Below are 16,503 nucleotides of genomic sequence, written 5' to 3' on the forward strand. Positions count from 1 at the left end.
CGGGGTCGCTGCCGGTGGGCAGGTGCGGGGCCGCTGCCGGTCGGCCGGTGCGGGCCGTCGTGTCCCGCACCACGCTGCGCGCGGTGTCCTCAAACGCCGGACCGGCTGGAAAGGCGGCCAGGCCTCCGACGCAAGGTGCGGGGACCTCAGAGGAGCGAGGGGAACGCCGAGGCCCCGCACACGGGCGTGTGCGGGGCCTCGGTGGCGTCGTGGGTCAGCCCTGCCAGCTGTGGGAGGGCTGGAAGCCGCGCTGGCGCTCCAGGCGGCGCCAGCCGGCCGTGGTGCGGCCGCGGTGCGGGGCGGGGGCGGCGTCCTGGCGGGAGGCGGCGCGGGCCATCAGGATCGCGGTGATGGCCGCGAGCTCCTCGGGGTCGGCGTGGCCCTTCTCCACCCGGAGGAGGGAGAAGGGGTCGGAGGGAGTGCTCATCGGTGGTCTCCAGTCCTTCGCAGGGTCACTGCGGGGGGTTGCCGTGCTTGCGGGACGGCAGGTCTGCGTGCTTGGTGCGGAGCATGGCGAGGGACCGGATGAGGACCTCGCGGGTCTCCGCCGGGTCGATGACGTCGTCGACCAGGCCGCGCTCCGCGGCGTAGTAGGGGTGCATCAGCTCGGCCTTGTACTCCTTGACCATGCGGGTGCGCATGGCCTCGGAGTCCTCGGCGTCGGCGATCTGGCGGCGGAAGATGACGTTCGCCGCGCCCTCGGCGCCCATGACGGCGATCTCGTTGGTGGGCCAGGCGTAGGTGAGGTCGGCGCCGATGGACTGCGAGTCCATGACGATGTACGCGCCGCCGTAGGCCTTGCGCAGGATCAGCGAGATCCGGGGCACGGTGGCGTTGCAGTAGGCGTAGAGCAGCTTGGCGCCGTGGCGGATGATGCCGCCGTGCTCCTGGTCCACACCCGGCAGGAAGCCCGGCACGTCGAGGAGGGTGACGATCGGGATGTTGAAGGCGTCGCACATCTGCACGAAGCGCGCGGCCTTCTCGGACGCCTCGATGTCGAGGACGCCGGCGAGGGACTGCGGCTGGTTGGCGACGATGCCGACGACCTGGCCGTCGAGGCGGGCGAGCGCGCAGATGATGTTGCGGGCCCAGCGCTCGTGGATCTCCAGGTAGTCGCCGTCGTCGACGAGCTCCTCGATGACCTTGTGCATGTCGTACGGGCGGTTGCCGTCGGCGGGGACCAGGTCGAGGAGGACGTCCGAGCGCCGGTCGGCGGGGTCGTCGCCGGTGGTGGTCGGCGGGTTCTCGCGGTTGTTGGAGGGGAGCATGGACAGGAGGTAGCGGACCTCCGCGATGCAGGTCTCCTCGTCGTCGTACGCGAAGTGCGCGACGCCCGAGGTCTCGGCGTGCACGTCCGCGCCGCCCAGACCGTTCTGCGTGATCTCCTCGCCGGTCACCGCCTTCACCACGTCCGGACCGGTGATGAACATCTGCGAGGTCTCACGGACCATGAACACGAAGTCCGTCAGCGCCGGACTGTAGGCCGCACCGCCCGCGCACGGACCCAGCATCACCGAGATCTGCGGGATCACACCCGACGCCCTCGTGTTCCGCTGGAAGATCCCCCCGTACCCGGCCAGAGCGCTCACGCCCTCCTGGATCCGCGCACCCGCACCGTCGTTCAGCGACACCAGCGGAGCACCCGCCGAGATCGCCATGTCCATGATCTTGTGGATCTTCGTCGCGTGCGCCTCGCCCAGCGCACCCCCGAAGATCCGGAAATCGTGCGCGTACACGAAGACCGTCCGGCCCTCCACCGTGCCCCAGCCGGTCACCACACCGTCCGTGTACGGCTTCTTCGCCTCCAGACCGAACCCCGACGCCCGATGCCGCCGCAACTGCTCGACCTCACGGAACGACCCCTCGTCCAGCAGCAGGGCGATCCGCTCACGCGCCGTCAGCTTGCCCTTGGCATGCTGCGCCTCCGTCGCCCGGTCACTCGGGCCACGCTCCGCCTGCTCCCGCAGGGCATGCAGCTCGGCCACCCGGCCACGTGCGTCGGCCGGCTCGCTGCTGGTGGTCTGGTCCAAAACGGTCATGCATCGACCCTAAGGAGCCGACCACGTAAACCGTGCCGTTGACTCCGTACAGTCTCGCGACCGTTCTCCTGTCGGGCTTTCACAGAACCATTCCGTGTCGAGCGCCAACCACCAGCTCACGACCGCCGAGGATTGTGCGAGTCCCACAACACGCGCGGATGAGAGGCCGCTCACAGCAGGATGTCGTCCGTGGGCCGGCCGGGTTACGAACGGGGGCCGGGGGGCCGGATTCAGCCGCCGCAGTGGAAGCGGGCGGAGCCCCAGTCCGCGTGGTCGTTGCCGTTCCCGTCGCCGCCGTCGCCGACGACCAGCTCGACGTAGCGGGCCCCGGTCACGTCGGCGGTCAGCGGCCGGGCCGCGTCGGCGGCGGTCAGCACCGGTGACGCCGCCTTCTCGGCGCCGTCCGCGAGCACCGAGAAGCGCACGCTGCCGCGGGTGGGCTGGGCGTCGTCCACACCGACCTGGGCCGTGAAGGAGGTGCACCGGCCGCCGAGGTAGTAGCGGACGCGCGAGGGCGCGTGGGCGCCGATGCCCTTCTCGTACGCCACTCCCCCGATCCGCAGCGGCGATCCGTCGCCCGCGCCGGTGCCGCCGTTGGACATGTCGCGTTCCACGGGCCCCCAGCCGTTCTCGGCCGACGCCCAGTCGTGGTCGCTCGCCCAGGTGTCCGCGGCCGGCGGGGGCGGCAGGGTGCGCACCGTGGTCGCGGCCGTCACCTCGCGGGGCGTGCCGCCGGCCGTGTAGGCGGCGGCCGCCCCGATCGGATGGCCGCGGTAGGGGGCGTCGGCCGGCGGGGTCACCTGCCAGACGGCGGTGACCTCGGCCCCGGGCGCGACGGCGGCGAAGGAGACCGGGCCCGCGGGTGCGGCCGTCCAGCCGTCGGGCAGCGTGAGGCCGACGGAGACGTCGCGGGCCGGGGCCGTCTCGTCGTTGCCGAAGACGGCCCGGACGGTGTGGGGGCGGCCCGGCTCCAGGGCGTCGGCCGGGGCGGTGACGGACAGGGTGCCGCAGGCGGCCCGCCGCTCTGCCGGACCCAGGTCGGTGACGGTGAAGCCGTCCATCACGAAGTCCGCGCCGTCGGGGGCGCCGGCCCGCTTGCGCAGCCCCGTCCAGGTGTCGCCGCAGCCCGCGGTGACGGTCTCGGAGAAGTGCCCGGTGGTCCGCTGGGCGGGGAGGGGGGTCCGGCGCCGCTCCACGGCGCCGCCCGCGGCGCGGTCGTAGCCGGTGACCCACTCGTAGGCGTCCGCGTGGCTCGACTGGTAGGCGTACTCGACGCGGTAGCTGTGCCCGTCCTCCATGGGCACCGTCCAGGGGGCGGTGCGGTAGACGAGGCCGGTGTTCTCCTCGTGGGACTTGAGGGACTCCCGGCCGGCGAGCACGTCGTCGACCGCCTTCCCGTTCCACCCGGCCTGGGTGTAGGGGGCGTGGAGCTGGGCGATGTGGGTGCGGGGGTCGTTGGTGCCGCCCGCGTCGCCCTTGACGAAGGGGCCCCAGCCCTGGTCGACGGCCTCGAAGTCCTCGTGGACGACGGTGCCCGCCGTCGGTTCGGGCGCCCCGGCGACCACGCGGACGTCGTCCAGGCGCACCCGGGCGGGGCTGCCCGCCGCCGCCCCGATCGTCAGGGTCGCGGTGCGCGCGGGCGCGGTGAACGCCACCGCGGCGCGCTGGAGGCGGGTGCCGTGCCAGTCGGAGGCGGCGATCGTGTTGCGGACCGGGGAGCGTTCCACGGAGACCGACCGCCCGGCCACCGACAGCGTGGTGCGGCGTGCGGCGCCCGGCTCGACCTCGATCCAGGCGGAGGCGGTGTAGCGCCTGCCCGGGGTCAGTCCGGTGATCCGCTGGGAGACGGAGGCGGCGGCGGTGCCGGTCAGGGCGGCGCTGTTGCGGCCGTGGTCGTCGGTGTCGCGGGCCACGGCGCCGCGGGTGGTCCAGTCGCCCAGCGCGGCGTCGTTGAAGCCGGGGTCGGCGACCGGCCCGCCCTCGCCCCAGCGCGGCGCACGCGGCTCGGGGGCGCGGGAGGGGTAGAGCACGTACGGCTGTCCGGCCTCGGCCGTCAGCGTGATCCGTCCGTCGACGGGACGGACGGTGCCGGTCCTGACGCGTCCGTTGTCGGTGAGCCGGTGGACGGTGTACGCGCGGTCGCCGTCGACGGCCCAGCTGGTCGTGCCGCCGGCCTTGTTGTAGTGGTACAGCTTCTTCCCGCCGTCCCAGGGGAGCAGATAGCGGTCGCCGTCGAGCACGGTGCGGCCGTGGTCGAGGAAGGTGCGGCGGCCGTCCACCACGGTGCCGCGCAGGCCGCCGGTGAAGGTGATGTCGTCGCCGTTCCAGCGGGTGATCCGCTCGTGCTGGAGGTACTTGGCGGGCAGGTCGCGCTGCCAGACGTTGTCGTAGAAGGCGTTCCAGTCGTTCTCGCCGGTCCAGCCCTCGAAGTCCTCCAGGGCGCTCTGGCCGAGCACCGGGTGGTCGTTCCAGACGTCCTTCTCGCCGTTGCGGATGAAGCGGACGATCTGCGAGTTGAGGCCCTTGTTGGTGGCGCCGCCGTAGTCGAGGTCGTTGGCCCAGTGGGACCAGAGCGAGGCGCGCTCGAACTTGTCCGCCCACTCGGTGCCGACGTTCCAGCCCTGCTTCCGCACCGTCCGGAGCGTCTCGTCGGCGATCCAGCCGTGGGTGTAGTAGACGTCGATGTAGAGGAAGTTCAGATTCGGGTGGGTCTCGTCGCGGAGCTGCTGGAAGCGGCGGGCGAGGCCGCCGCCGTTCAGGTCGCGGCGCTGGTCGATGTAGTAGCTCTGGCCCAGCCAGTTCCAGCCCGGCTTCGTGCGGTCGACGAGGTCCTCGTCGAAGGCGCGGGCCTCCGCGTACGACTCGGTGGCGTTGACGTGGACGCCGAACTCCGCGCCCCACTTCTCGCCGGCCGCGAGGAGCTTGTTGAGGTCCGCGAGGCCGCCGGCGCGCTTGTTGTAGTTGTCGCCGTAGTCGGGGTGGGCCGAGTCGTGGCCCTCGGAGCCGTAGCCCTTGAGGACGGCGAGCTGGCCGAGGCCGTCGGTGGCCAGCGAGATGCGCTTCACGTCGTCGAGGGTGCGCAGGAAGGGGTGGGTGGCCTGGCTGGCGAAGTTGAACGGGATGTGGGTGATCACCCGGTCCGGGGTGTCCTCGCCGCCGGGCGCGGTGACGCCGATGGAGCGGAAGGCGACCGCGCCGTCCTGCCAGTCCACCCGGCCGTCCCCGTTGGCGTCGGGGGTGACGACCACCTTCGCCCAGGGCAGGTCCTCGCCGCTCTCCGGCGCGGGCGCGCCCTCGCCCCGGTAGGTCCACTGGCCGGAGGAGACGCCGACGCGCACGGAGCCGTCCGCAGTCCTGCGCGCCTGGTGCCAGAAGCGGGCGTCGTCGCCGCCGGTCGGGCCGCTGGGCTTGTCGTACGACGAGTTCGACTCGACGGCGGCGGCGAGCGACGCGGTGCTGACGATGGCGTACGAGGCGCCGACGGGCGCGGCGTCGGCCGGGGTGTCCGCGGTGACCCCGGCGAAGACGTCGGCGGTGCGGGTGGAGTCCGGGTCGAGCCGGGTGAAGGCGGTGGCCGCGCCCTGCTCGGCGCTGCCCACCGACACCAGGTCGTGGCCGGGCACGTCGATGGTGCCCACCCGGAAGGCCGCGGTGTCACGGACGGCGGTCACCGCGAAGGTCACCGCGCGTCCGCCGACCGAGAGGGCGGCGTCGATCTCCACACCGGGCAGGCCGTCGAAGCCGAGGGTGTAGCGGACGGCGGTCGTCGTGGTGCGGGGCGGGGCGGTGAGCCGTACCGGGTACGCGGTGCCGTTGAGGGTGACCTCGGTGACCGGCCGGGTGCTGCCGAGCAGGGTGGCTCCGCTCGCGCGGTCGGTGTAGGCGAGGACCCGCGGGAAGTCGTCGGCGACGCGCACCGAGAGCGCGGCGGAGCCGATGACGGGCCCGGCGCCGGCGGCGCTCACGGCGGCGGGCCCGCCGGTCCGGGCGGTGGCCGGACCGGCGGGCCCGGCCAGGGCGAACACTGCGCTGGAGGCGGCGGCGAGGGCGCACGCCGCACGGAATCTACGAGGCATGGGGACCTGGGTAGTGCCCGGCCCCCGAGGGGTCAACGACGGCGGACGCGGAGGGGCCCGGCAGTCCAACAACCCCGTCCGTTCCGTCCAAGTGGGGCTGCCTGCCGTCGACTTGTGAAGCCGGAGCAATTTCTGAGAGCGCTCTCAGTCATAACTCTTGACGCGAGCGCGGCGGCTCGCGAGAGTAGGCGCTCCCCACACAACTCCCCCCACAGCACCAGGAGTCGACTCGTGATATCCCGACGTCTCTTCCTCACCGGCGCCGCCGCGACCGCCGGCGCGCTCACCTACCCCGCCTGGGGAAGCGCTCTCAGCCCCTCCGCGGAGGCCGCTCCGGCCACCTGTGAGCTGGCCCTGGAGAACCGCTCCCTGCCCGGCACCGTCCACGCGTACGTCACCGGCCACGAGGACGGCACCGGCGACTGGGTCCTGCTGCGCCCCGACGGCGGGGTGTACAAGCCGGCGAACCCGGGCGCGCCGATGACCCCGCTGGCCGTCGACTGCGCGATCCCGCTGAAGCCCGCCGGCGCGGGCCCGGTCGTGCTCACGCTGCCGCGGATGTTCGGCGCGCGGGTGTACTTCGTGCGCGACGGGAAGCTGGACTTCTTCGTGAACCCGGGCCCCTCCCTGGTGGAGCCGGCGTTCGCCACGGCCGCGGACCCCAACTACGGCCGCGTGTGGTCGTTCTGCGAGTTCACCTTCAACGCGCAGCAGCTCTTCGCCAACATCAGCTACGTCGACCTGGTCACGGCGCTGCCCATCGGCCTGACCCTCGCCGGCGACGCCACCCACACGGTCGCCCCGCTGCCCGACGGCGCGCTGGAGCGGATCGCCTCCGACCTCGCCGCGCAGGCGGCGCGGGACGGGCAGCCGTGGGACAAGCTGGTGATCCGGGGCGGCGACGGCAGGGTGCTGCGGGCGATCTCCCCGCAGGTGCTGATGGCGCCGTACTTCGACCGCCCCGCCGAGATGCCCTTCCGGGACGCCTTCAGCGGCTACATCGACCAGGTGTGGGAGAAGTACCGCTCGACCGACCTGCGGGTGGACCTCCAGGGCGGGCGGGGCGTGCTGACCGGCCGGGTCAGCGGCGACACCCTGACCTTCACCGGCGGGCACACCTTCCCCAAGCCCGTCTCTCGGGACGTCTTCACCTGCAACCACGGGCCGTTCACCAACAACCCGTCGGACTCCGACGACAAGAAGGCGCTGCTCGCCAGGATCGCGGCCGGCTTCAACCGGAGCACCATGCTCAGCCACCCGGACCAGCCGAACGGCGCGACCGCGGCCGACTACTACCGGGACCCGGCCACCAACCACTGGTCGCGGATCGTCCACGCCAACTCCCCGATCGGCTACGCCTTCCCGTACGACGACGTCCGCCCGGACGGGCAGCCGGACGTCTCGGGCGCGGCGCACGACGGCAACCCCCGGCGGTTCACCGTGAGCGTCGGCTCCTGACCGGCGCCGGGCGCCAGGCCCGGCCGCGTACGAAGGGCGCCCGTCCGGGGGGACGGGCGCCCTTCGGCGTGCGGGTGCGGCGCGGGTCAGCAGCCGCCGCAGTTGTAGTAGGTCACGTCCCAGTGGTTGCCCTCGTCCGCGTAGACGTTGCCGGAGCCCGACTTCCACTGCGGGGCGCCGTCACCGCGGACCCCGATGTAGGTGAAGGTGTTCTTGATGTAGTTCCCGACGCACGTGCCCTTGCTGTAGTCGAGCTTGTAGCCGTTCCAGTGCGAGTAGGTGCCGCCGGCGTGGCCCGTCTCCGTGCCGCCGGTGATGTTGAGCGCGCAGCCGCTGGCGCTCCTGAGGGTCTGGGCTCCCTGCGCGCTGGCGAGGTTGAGCTGCTCGAAGGAGGTGCACGTCGGGGTGTTGCGGTCCGAGCAGCCGCCCGACGACGACCAGGTGATGCCCGAGGAACGGAACATCGAGGTCGCGGTGGCGTGGCTGATCTTGGTGGCGGCGTGGGCGTCGGTCGCGGCGCCGAGCACGCCGAACCCGGGCGCGAACAGGGCGCCGAGGACGAGTGCGAGCGCGGTGACGGCGGACCGGAGCCTGGGGCCGGCTGTCGTACGGGCTTCCATGGGGGGATTCCCTCCTGCTGATGACCGTGGTGGACCTGTGAGGGGCGGGACGGCTGTGCAGGTGGAGCAGTCAGATGGTGCCCGAGTTCTACGCGCGTCCGCCAGAGGGCGGAACAGATACGTCCGGCCGGATCCGCGGATCCCTCCGGACAGGATGTTGAAAGTTGAACGGAATGGGGTTACAGTCGATTTCGTTGAAGCTTAAACAAGCTTTCGCGCCACCCCGCCGGGACCCCCTCCGGCGCCCGTCCCCGAGGAGCACGTCATGGGTATCTTCAGCCGCAAGTCCGACACCGCCACCGCCGTCGCCACGCTGCCCGCACAGGTCGACCCGGCGCTCGCCGCGCTGACCGGCGAGTACACGATCGACCCCGCCCACAGCAGCATCGGCTTCACCGTGCGGCACGCGATGGTCACCAACGTCCGCGGCACCTTCGGCTCCCACGAGGGCACCCTGAAGCTGGACGGCTCCGAGCCGGCGAACTCCTCCGCCTCGATCGACGTGGACATCGCCTCCGTGGACACCGGCATCGCCGACCGTGACGGCCACCTGCGCAGCGGTGACTTCTTCGACGCCGAGGCGTTCCCGAAGATGACCTTCCGCTCCACCCGCATCGAGCAGCTCGGCGGCGAGGCCTACCGCATCACCGGCGACCTGACGATCAAGGACGTCACGCGTCCGCTCGCCATCGACCTGGAGTTCCAGGGCTCGGCCACCGACGTCTACGGCAACGAGCGCGTGGGCTTCGAGGGCGGCACCGAGATCCTGCGGTCCGACTGGGGCCTGACCTGGAACGCCGCGCTGGAGGCCGGTGGCGTCATGGTGAGCGACAAGGTCAAGCTGACCTTCGACATCTCCGCGATCAAGGCCGCCGCCTGACCCGCACCGCCCCACGAGCGCGCCCGCCCTGCCGGCTTCCGGCACGGCGGGCGCTCGTGCGTCCGCGTCGGACGCCGCCGGGTCACAGGCCCCCGGTGTTCACCAGCCGGTTCGGCGAGCCGGCGTCCACGGTCAGGGTGTCCTTGACCGAGGCGTCCAGCAGCCAGTCCTCGATCGCCTCGGCGTTGGCGGCCGGAGCGGCCTGGCGGGCCAGCAGGGCGACACCGGCCACGTGCGGCGCGGCCATCGAGGTGCCGTTGTGGGCGGCGCTGCCCCCGCCCAGCTTCGCCGAGACGATCGCGGTGCCCGGGGCGTAGAGCGCGAGGCACTCGCCGTGGTTGGAGAAGCCCGCCTCCCGGTCCTGGGTGTCGCTCGCGCCGACGGTGAAGGCGCGCGGCGCGGAGGCCGGGGAGACGTCGCAGGCGTCGATGTCGTCGTTGCCGGCCGCGACGACCGGCACGACCCCGCTGGCGGCGACCCGGTCGAGGGCGTCGTTCACCATGCGGGAGTAGGCCCCGCCGAGCGAGGCGTTCATCACCGCGGGCTGCTCGGCGTCGAGGGCGATCCAGTCGAGACCGGCGATGATGCCGGACCAGGTGCCGCTGCCCTCGCAGTTGAGGACCCGCACGCTCACCAGGTCCGCCTGGCGCGCCACACCGTAGGTGGCGCCGCCGACCGTGCCCGCGACATGGGTGCCGTGACCGTTGCAGTCTGCCCCGGCCCGCCCGTCGCCGACGGCGTCGTAGCCGTAGCGCGCGCGGCCGCCGAACTCGCTGTGCCCGTACTCGATGCCGGTGTCGAGGATGTACCCGGTGGTGCCCTCGCCCGTCCCGCTCACCGTGAACTCCTGGTCGAGCGGCAGGTCCGTCTGGTCGAGCCGGTCGATGCCCCAGGAGGCGGCGGGCGCCTTGCCGGCCCGCTGCGCGCCGGTGGCGGTGACCACGGCGTCCTGCTCCACGGCGGCCACGCCGGCGGTGGAGCGGACGGTGTTGAGCTGCTCGGGCGTCAGCTTGGCGGCGAAGCCGCTGATCACCGACGAGTAGGTGAAGAGGGACTTCAGCCCCATCTGCTTCGCCAGGGTCTCGGCGTCGACGGCGCCGGGGGCGAGGGAGACGATGTACTGGCCCTCGACCGGCGCACTCGACCGGTAGAGGGGTGCCGGGGTGGCCCGGGTGGGGGCGGGGTCGGCGGTCGCGGAGGCGGTCGTGAGACCGGTGGACACGAGCATCGCGGCAGCGGCCGCGGCACAGGCGCTGAGCCTGGTTCTGTTGCGCATGCGCACGAGACAAGCACGCAGCGTAAGTGATTACTACTCTCGGTAGCTGTTTCGAATCGCGTCCCCACGGTTGGTGTACATGCGCGTGCGGACGCCCGAGGACACGGGCGGGAGCACGACGTGAGGCGGATGCCGGGGGCGGGGCGGGCACCCGGGAGCCGGGAGCGGGGGGCAGCCGGGGCGGGGCTCAGAAGCCGCCGCCGCCGAAGTCACCGCCACCGAAGCCGCCACCGCCGAAGTCACCGCCGCCGAAGCCCCCGCCGACGTCTCCTCCGCCGCCGAAGTCGCCGCTGTCGAAGTCGGAGCCCGAGAAGTCACCGCCCCCGTAGTCGCCGCCGCCGTAGTCGGCCGCGTAGGCGGGGGTCGCGAGCATGTGGCCCAGCATGGTGCCCATCAGCAGCCCCGGCAGCAGCCCGCCGCCGAAGTAGCCGCCCGCCCAGGGGCCGTAGGCCGGGCCCGCCTCCCAGTACGGGCGGCGTCCCGAGCCGGTGTCCACCGTCCGGGCGTCCGGCTCGCCGCCGGACTCGACGCGGGCCTTGTCGGCCGCGCAGACGGGCACCTCGCGGGCGGTGCCCGCGGTGGGCGCCCAGGAGACGTCGGCGACCGAGGGGCCGTGGCGCGGGTCGAAGAAGCAGGGGGCCCGGCGCTCGGGCACGGGCCGGCCCGTGCGCCGGGCGGCGAGGGACGCCAGGGACCAGCGGCCGTCCTCCAGCGACTCGGTCACCGGGCGCACGTCCGCGGGCCGCTCGGCCCGGTCCATCCGGGACTTGGCGGTGTCGTAGGAGTCGAGCGCGCGCTCGTAGTCGGCGCGCATGGCGTCGTCGGCGCCCTTCTCCGAGGGGTGGAAGTCCAGGCGTTCGAGCTCCTCGCCGAAGGCGGTGATGTCCTCGTCGACGACCACGCGCAGCCGGTCGAGGTTGGCCCGGTCCTCGGCCTCCCGGCGGCGGCGCCGGGTGCGGCCCACCGTGAACGCGGCGAGGCCGCCGGCCGCGGCGAGGATGCCGACGCTGATCAGGAAGCCGGCGCCGCCGCGCCCGGGCCCGGTGCCGTCCTGGCCGGACGACCAGGAGGAGGGAGCGGAGCCGGAGGTCTGGGGCAGGGCCTGCCCGACGAAGTCGTCGAGCTGGGTGGCGGCGTCGACGGGGGCGCCGCCCTTCACGGAGGCGACGAGGTTGTCGACCGCGCGGTTCGGCATCACGGAGGCGTCCGCCCCCGCGTCGAAGCCGTCGCCGAGACGGACGGCGTAGAGCCCGGTGATCCCGGTCTGCGCGCGCAGGTCGGCGAGGAGGGTGTCGGGCGGGAAGGCGTCGGTGGCCGGCAGCACGGCGACGAGGACCGGCTTGTCGGCCTCCTCGATCTGCGCGGCGAGCGACTGCGCCTCGGCCCGGGAGATCTCGTCGGTCATGGACGGATGGACGTACACCGGGCCCTGTCTCAGGGCGGCGGCGGCGTCGGACAGTCCCGGGGCCCCGGCGGCGGACGAGGCCGGCGCCAGGGCCAGAAGCAGTGCGATCGTCAGCCCCGCGAGGGCCGACACCAGGGTGAGCGGCCGAATCCTCATATGTCGACGCTACCCGAACGGAGGACAAAGGGGACAGAAGAGGGTTGACGTCCGTCCGGCGACCGGGGACACCGCGGCGGTGTCCCCCCATCGCCGGACGGACCGGGAACGGGTCCTCGTCCGGTGGCGGCCCCGGCCGGGACCGCCACCGGACGAGCGGAGGTCAGGCCGCCCGGTAGGCGGTGGTGAGCGCGGCGATCGCGCCCGTCAGGTCTCCCGAGAGGAGGCGGTGGTCGGCGTCGGCGAAGGGCTTGGCCGTCGCCTCGGTGATGTTCCGGCCGATGCGCTGCTGGACGAGCAGTCGCGCGGTGCCGGCCAGCTCGTCGGCCTCGGCGGACCGGGCGCGGCCCGCGGCCTGGAGGATCTTCGCGGCGAGGCCGATCGCCTTGAGGGTGAGCTCACCGCCGCCGGGGGCCCGCTTCAGGGTGGTCAGGCCCCAGCCGTACGGGAACTGCGGGTCGTAGGACCGGTCCCCGACGTTGATGGGGAGCTGGGCCTCGGACTTCGGCCAGGTGACGGGCAGCCGGCCGGTGAAGGGCCGGGTGCCGTACAGGACGTCGGCCACACCGTCGCCCTCGGTGCCCGGCAGCCAGGAGGCGACCAGGGAGTCGATGGCGCCGAGGCGGTCGCCGATGAGCTGCGGGCGGCCGGACACGACGAGGACCGCGCAGGTCATCGCGGCGCAGACCGTGTCCACGGCTGCCTTGTCCGCCGCGCTCAGCTCCAGGTCGTGGCCGTTGCCGACGTCCCCGATGCCCTCGGCGTACGGGGTCTCGCCGACCACCACCACACCGACGTCGTAGCCGTCGGTCGCGGCGGACGCGTCCTTCGAGTAGTCGATGACCGCGCCGGGGGCCGCCTTGCGCATGCCCTCCAGGATCGTCGTGCCGGTGGTGGTCCGGCCCGGGGCGCCCTGCCAGCTCACCGTCCAGCCGCCGGCCTGGTTGCCGATGTCGTCCGCGTTGGAGCCGGCGACGTACACCTTCTGGGACTTCTTCAGCGGCAGCACCGCGCCGTCGTTCTTCAGCAGCACCTGGGACTTGGCGACCGCCTCGCGGGCGACCGCGCGGTGCGCGGCCGAGCCGACGGCGCCGATGTGGGTGGTGTCGGCGTAGGGCTGCTCGAACAGACCGAGGCGGAACTTCTGGGTCAGGATGCGCGAGACCGCGTCGTCGATCCGCTCCTCGGTGATCCGGCCCGCGGTCACCTCGTCGCGCAGCGTGCGGGTGAACTCCTGGTAGTTCGTCGGCACCATGATCATGTCGAGTCCGGCGTTGACCGAGGTGCGGACGTCGCTCGGGTAGTCGCCGGGGATCTGGTCGATGGCCTGCCAGTCGCTGATGACGAAGCCCTCGAAGCCCATCCGGTCCTTGAGCACCCCGTTGATCATCTCGGCGTTGGCGTGCATCTTCACCGGGCCGGCGTCGTCGCCGATGACGTCCAGCGAGGAGTACGACGGCATGACCGTGCCGGCGCCGCGCTTCACCGCCTCCGCGAACGGCGCCAGGTGCACCGCCTCCAGCTCCTCGCGGGTGACCCGGGTGATGCCCTGGTCGATCGTGTAGGACCCGGTCGTCGAGGAGCCGAACTCGGTGCCGCCGTCGCCGACGAAGTGCTTGGCGCTGGTGAGGACCTTGTCGTTGCGGTCGAGGTCCCGGCCGTCAGGGGCGCCCTGCATGCCCTGGATCACCGTCTCCATGGCGGTCACCAGCGCGGGGTCCTCGCCGAACGCCTCGTAGGAGCGGCCCCAGCGCTCGTCGCGGGTGACGCACACACAGGGGGCGAAGTCCCACGGGACGCCGGTGGCGCGCACCTCCTTCGCGGTGACCGCGCCGGTGCGCCGGGCGAGTTCGGGGTCACGGCCGGCGCCGATGCCGATGTTGTGCGGCATGATCGTCGAGCCGACGACGTTGTTGTGCCCGTGGACGGCGTCCACGCCGTAGATCAGCGGGATCTGGAAGCGGGTGGCCTGCGCGCGGAGCTGGTAGGCGTCCACCATCTTCGCCCATGCCTCGGGCGTGTTCGGGGCGGGCACCGAGCCGCCGCCGGAGAGCAGCGAGCCGAGGTCGTAGGCGGCGATGTCGCCCGGGGAGCGCAGGGCGTTGCGCTCGGCCTGCGTCATCTGGCCGGTCTTCTCCGCGAGGGACATCCGCGCGAGCAGGTCGGCGACCCGCCGGTGCACCGGCAGCTTCGGGTCGAGGTACGGCAGGCCGTGGGCGTCGATGACGACCTGCGGGTTCTCGGCGGGGGGCTTGGCGCCGGTGACGGTCAGGTTCAGCGGCACGGTCTCGGCAGCCTCGGCCGTGCGGTCGCCCCGGGTGACGACGGAGACGGTGCGGGTGGTGCCGGAGGGCGTGCCCGCCGGGAAGGTGTGGGTGCCGGAGACGGGGGTGTAGTCGGCGCCCGGCTCGGCGCCGCCTCCGGTGCCGGTGGTCCAGTCGACGGTGACGGGCTCGTCGAGGGGCACGGAGCCGGTGGTGGCGACGGATATCGCGACGCGCGCGGTGCCGCCCTCCCCGACGGGGTACACGGCTGCGTCGGTCAGCACCTTGGCCTTGAGGGCGGGGTCGGCCTTCCCGTAGAGCTCCATGCCGTCGACGGCGAAGGAGCCGGGGGCGCCGGGCGGCAGGGTGAGCGCCCAGCCCCACATCCGGTCGAGGCCGAGGACCTGGTCGATCCCGCCGACCGGCTGGTAGTCGGCGCGGTAGACGAAGTCGGCGAAGGGGATCTCGACGAGGTGCCAGCCCTCCCAGTCGTCGGTGAAGGAGGTGGTCCAGAGCTCGGACGCGCCGCCGTGGGCGCCGCCGTCCTTGATCTCGAAGTTGATCCGCTTGCCCGAACCGGGCGGCAGGGGGGCGGTGTTCTGCCCGTACCACCAGAAGCGCAGGCCCTTGGAGGCCGTCCAGTCGCGGGGCGTGCTGTCGACGGCGTACTCGTGGCTGAGGCCGCCCCAGCCGCTGATGTCGTAGTCGCCCGCCAGGACCTTCTCGCCCTCGGGGGCGTCGTCCCGCGCGGCGAACCGCAGCCGGGGGTGGTCGTCGGCGTCGCTGCCCCAGGTGAAGATCCCGTCGGCCGGCGGTTCGGCGAGCGGGACCTCGCCCTCGAAGCGGTCGACCGGTACGGGTGCGGGCTCGTCGGCGGGAGCCGCGGCGCTGGGCAGGGCGCCCGCGAGCAGCGAGCCGAGCACGGCTGTCGCGGCTATCAGCGCGGTGGCGCCGGTGCGGGACCGGCTGCGCCGCCGGGTGCGCGGCCAGGGGGACGGCAGGGGCATGTACGGCTCCTTCGAGGTGCGGGGGGTGGTGCTGGGGCAGGCGGACGGCGCCCGGCGGGAACCGGGCGGCGCGGGTCGGGGGCGTCGGGCGCGCTCGGGGGCGCGGGACGCGGTCGGAGTGGGGCGTGGGTGCGGGCCGGGGCGGCTCAGGGGGCCGAGCCGCGGACGACCAGTTCGGTGGGGAGCACGAGCGGCCCGGCGGGCGGGTCCTCGCCGGCGAGGCGGGCGAGCAGCAGCCGGGCGGCCGACTCCCCCATGGCGCGCATCGGCTGACGCACGGTGGTCAGCGGCGGTTCGGTGTGCCGGGCCGTCGGGATGTCGTCGAAGCCGACGACGGCGACGTCCTCGGGGACCCGCAGACCGGCCGCGCGCAGCGCCCGGAGCGCGCCCGCGGCCATCAGGTCGTTGTGGGCGAAGACGGAGTCGATCCGCGCGCCGCCGGCCAGGGCCCGCTCGACCGCGGCCCGGCCGGACTCCTCGGAGAAGTCGCCCTCGGCGATCAGCCCGGTGGGCAGGACGCCCAGGAAGCCGTCGAGCCGGTCGCGCACGCAGCCGAAGGCGGTGGGGCCGGCGACGACCAGCGGGCGGCCCCGCCCGGAGTCCCGCAGATGCCGGGCGGCCGAGGCGCCGCCCTCCCGGTCGGTGGTGCCCACGGAGGGGAAGTCGGGGTGGTGGCCGCGGTCGTCGACGAGGACGACGGGCAGGCCCCGCCGGTACATCGCGGTGATGGTCTCCAGGGTGCCCTCGGGCTCGACGACCAGCAGCCCGTCGAAGGCGCGCGCGGAGACCTGGCCGGTGAAGTGGGCGACGGACTCGGCGCCGCGGTTGCAGGTGTAGAGCAGGAGGCCGTATCCGGCGGCCTCGACGGTGTCCACGACGCCCTGGAGCACCTCGCCCATCCAGGGCCAGGTGAGCGGGGGCGTCAGCATGGCCACCGTACGGCTGCGGCCCCGGGCCAGCCCGACCGCGCCGGAGCTCGGGACGTAGCCGAGGGCACCGATCACTTCACGAACACGGGCCGCGGTCACGGAGTCCACGTCGGCACGGTCGTTGAGCACCCGGGAGACGGTGGTCTTGCTGACCCCCGCCTCCCGTGCGACATCGGCGATCGTGACACGCATCGGGCGCCTCCGCGTCGAGTCCCGCACCGGGTCCCGGAACCGGTTCCGGCGGTGGTGCGGTGAGTCAACAGCCCACCCCTGATGCCGTCAAGACTTCACACCGAAATCGGCTGATGTCCAACTGCGGCGGCCTGGAGGGGTGTTGTCCGTTCAGGAAGTGAAAACGGAGGTGCGGTGTGCGCCGTACCGGGGTTCCGGCGC

Annotated in this window: 10 protein-coding genes; 2 read left to right on the forward strand and 8 right to left on the reverse strand. The window is 73.4% G+C overall.

Annotated elements, in window-relative coordinates:
• Positions 1–214: 214 nt before the first annotated feature.
• From JE024_RS10540 to JE024_RS10550, 3 genes are all read right to left on the reverse strand, one after another.
• Positions 215–427 (reverse strand): acyl-CoA carboxylase subunit epsilon, encoded by a 213-nt coding sequence (locus tag JE024_RS10540; RefSeq protein ID WP_205373329.1) that lies wholly within the window; start codon positions 425–427, stop codon positions 215–217.
• Between the two features lie 25 nt (positions 428–452).
• Entirely contained in the window at positions 453–2,039 is a 1,587-nt protein-coding gene (locus JE024_RS10545) for an acyl-CoA carboxylase subunit beta (RefSeq protein WP_205373330.1), read from the reverse strand.
• Between the two features lie 230 nt (positions 2,040–2,269).
• A complete protein-coding gene (locus tag JE024_RS10550) occupies positions 2,270–6,115 on the reverse strand; it encodes an endo-alpha-N-acetylgalactosaminidase family protein (RefSeq protein ID WP_205373331.1) in 3,846 nt (1,281 codons plus the stop codon).
• A 231-nt stretch (positions 6,116–6,346) separates the two neighbouring features.
• Here JE024_RS10550 and JE024_RS10555 point away from each other — a divergent pair, with 231 nt between their 5' ends.
• A complete protein-coding gene (locus tag JE024_RS10555) occupies positions 6,347–7,573 on the forward strand; it encodes a glycoside hydrolase family 64 protein (RefSeq protein ID WP_205373332.1) in 1,227 nt (408 codons plus the stop codon).
• Between the two features lie 86 nt (positions 7,574–7,659).
• Here JE024_RS10555 and JE024_RS10560 read toward each other — a convergent pair whose 3' ends face one another.
• Positions 7,660–8,193, reverse strand: a complete 534-nt coding sequence (locus JE024_RS10560) for a hypothetical protein (protein ID WP_205373333.1) — start codon at positions 8,191–8,193, stop codon at positions 7,660–7,662.
• Positions 8,194–8,458: 265 nt separating this feature from the next.
• Between JE024_RS10560 and JE024_RS10565 the strand changes: the two genes are divergently transcribed.
• Positions 8,459–9,073, forward strand: coding sequence for a YceI family protein (locus JE024_RS10565; protein WP_205373334.1), 615 nt, complete (start codon positions 8,459–8,461; stop codon positions 9,071–9,073).
• An 82-nt stretch (positions 9,074–9,155) separates the two neighbouring features.
• Here JE024_RS10565 and JE024_RS10570 read toward each other — a convergent pair whose 3' ends face one another.
• The 4 genes from JE024_RS10570 to JE024_RS10585 form a co-directional block, all read right to left on the reverse strand.
• Positions 9,156–10,349, reverse strand: a complete 1,194-nt coding sequence (locus JE024_RS10570; RefSeq protein ID WP_205373335.1) for a S8 family peptidase — start codon at positions 10,347–10,349, stop codon at positions 9,156–9,158.
• A gap of 187 nt (positions 10,350–10,536) precedes the next feature.
• On the reverse strand, positions 10,537–11,910 hold the full coding sequence (locus JE024_RS10575; RefSeq protein WP_205373336.1) for a hypothetical protein: 1,374 nt from the start codon (positions 11,908–11,910) through the stop codon (positions 10,537–10,539).
• Between the two features lie 163 nt (positions 11,911–12,073).
• On the reverse strand, positions 12,074–15,181 hold the full coding sequence (locus tag JE024_RS10580; protein WP_205373337.1) for a glycoside hydrolase family 3 N-terminal domain-containing protein: 3,108 nt from the start codon (positions 15,179–15,181) through the stop codon (positions 12,074–12,076).
• A gap of 146 nt (positions 15,182–15,327) precedes the next feature.
• Positions 15,328–16,302 carry a LacI family DNA-binding transcriptional regulator gene (locus tag JE024_RS10585; protein ID WP_205373338.1) on the reverse strand — a complete coding sequence of 325 codons (975 nt, stop codon included), beginning with the start codon at positions 16,300–16,302 and terminating at the stop codon, positions 15,328–15,330.
• Positions 16,303–16,503: the final 201 nt, after the last annotated feature.

This window comes from Streptomyces zhihengii (assembly GCF_016919245.1).
Taxonomy (GTDB): Bacteria; Actinomycetota; Actinomycetes; order Streptomycetales; family Streptomycetaceae; genus Streptomyces; species Streptomyces zhihengii.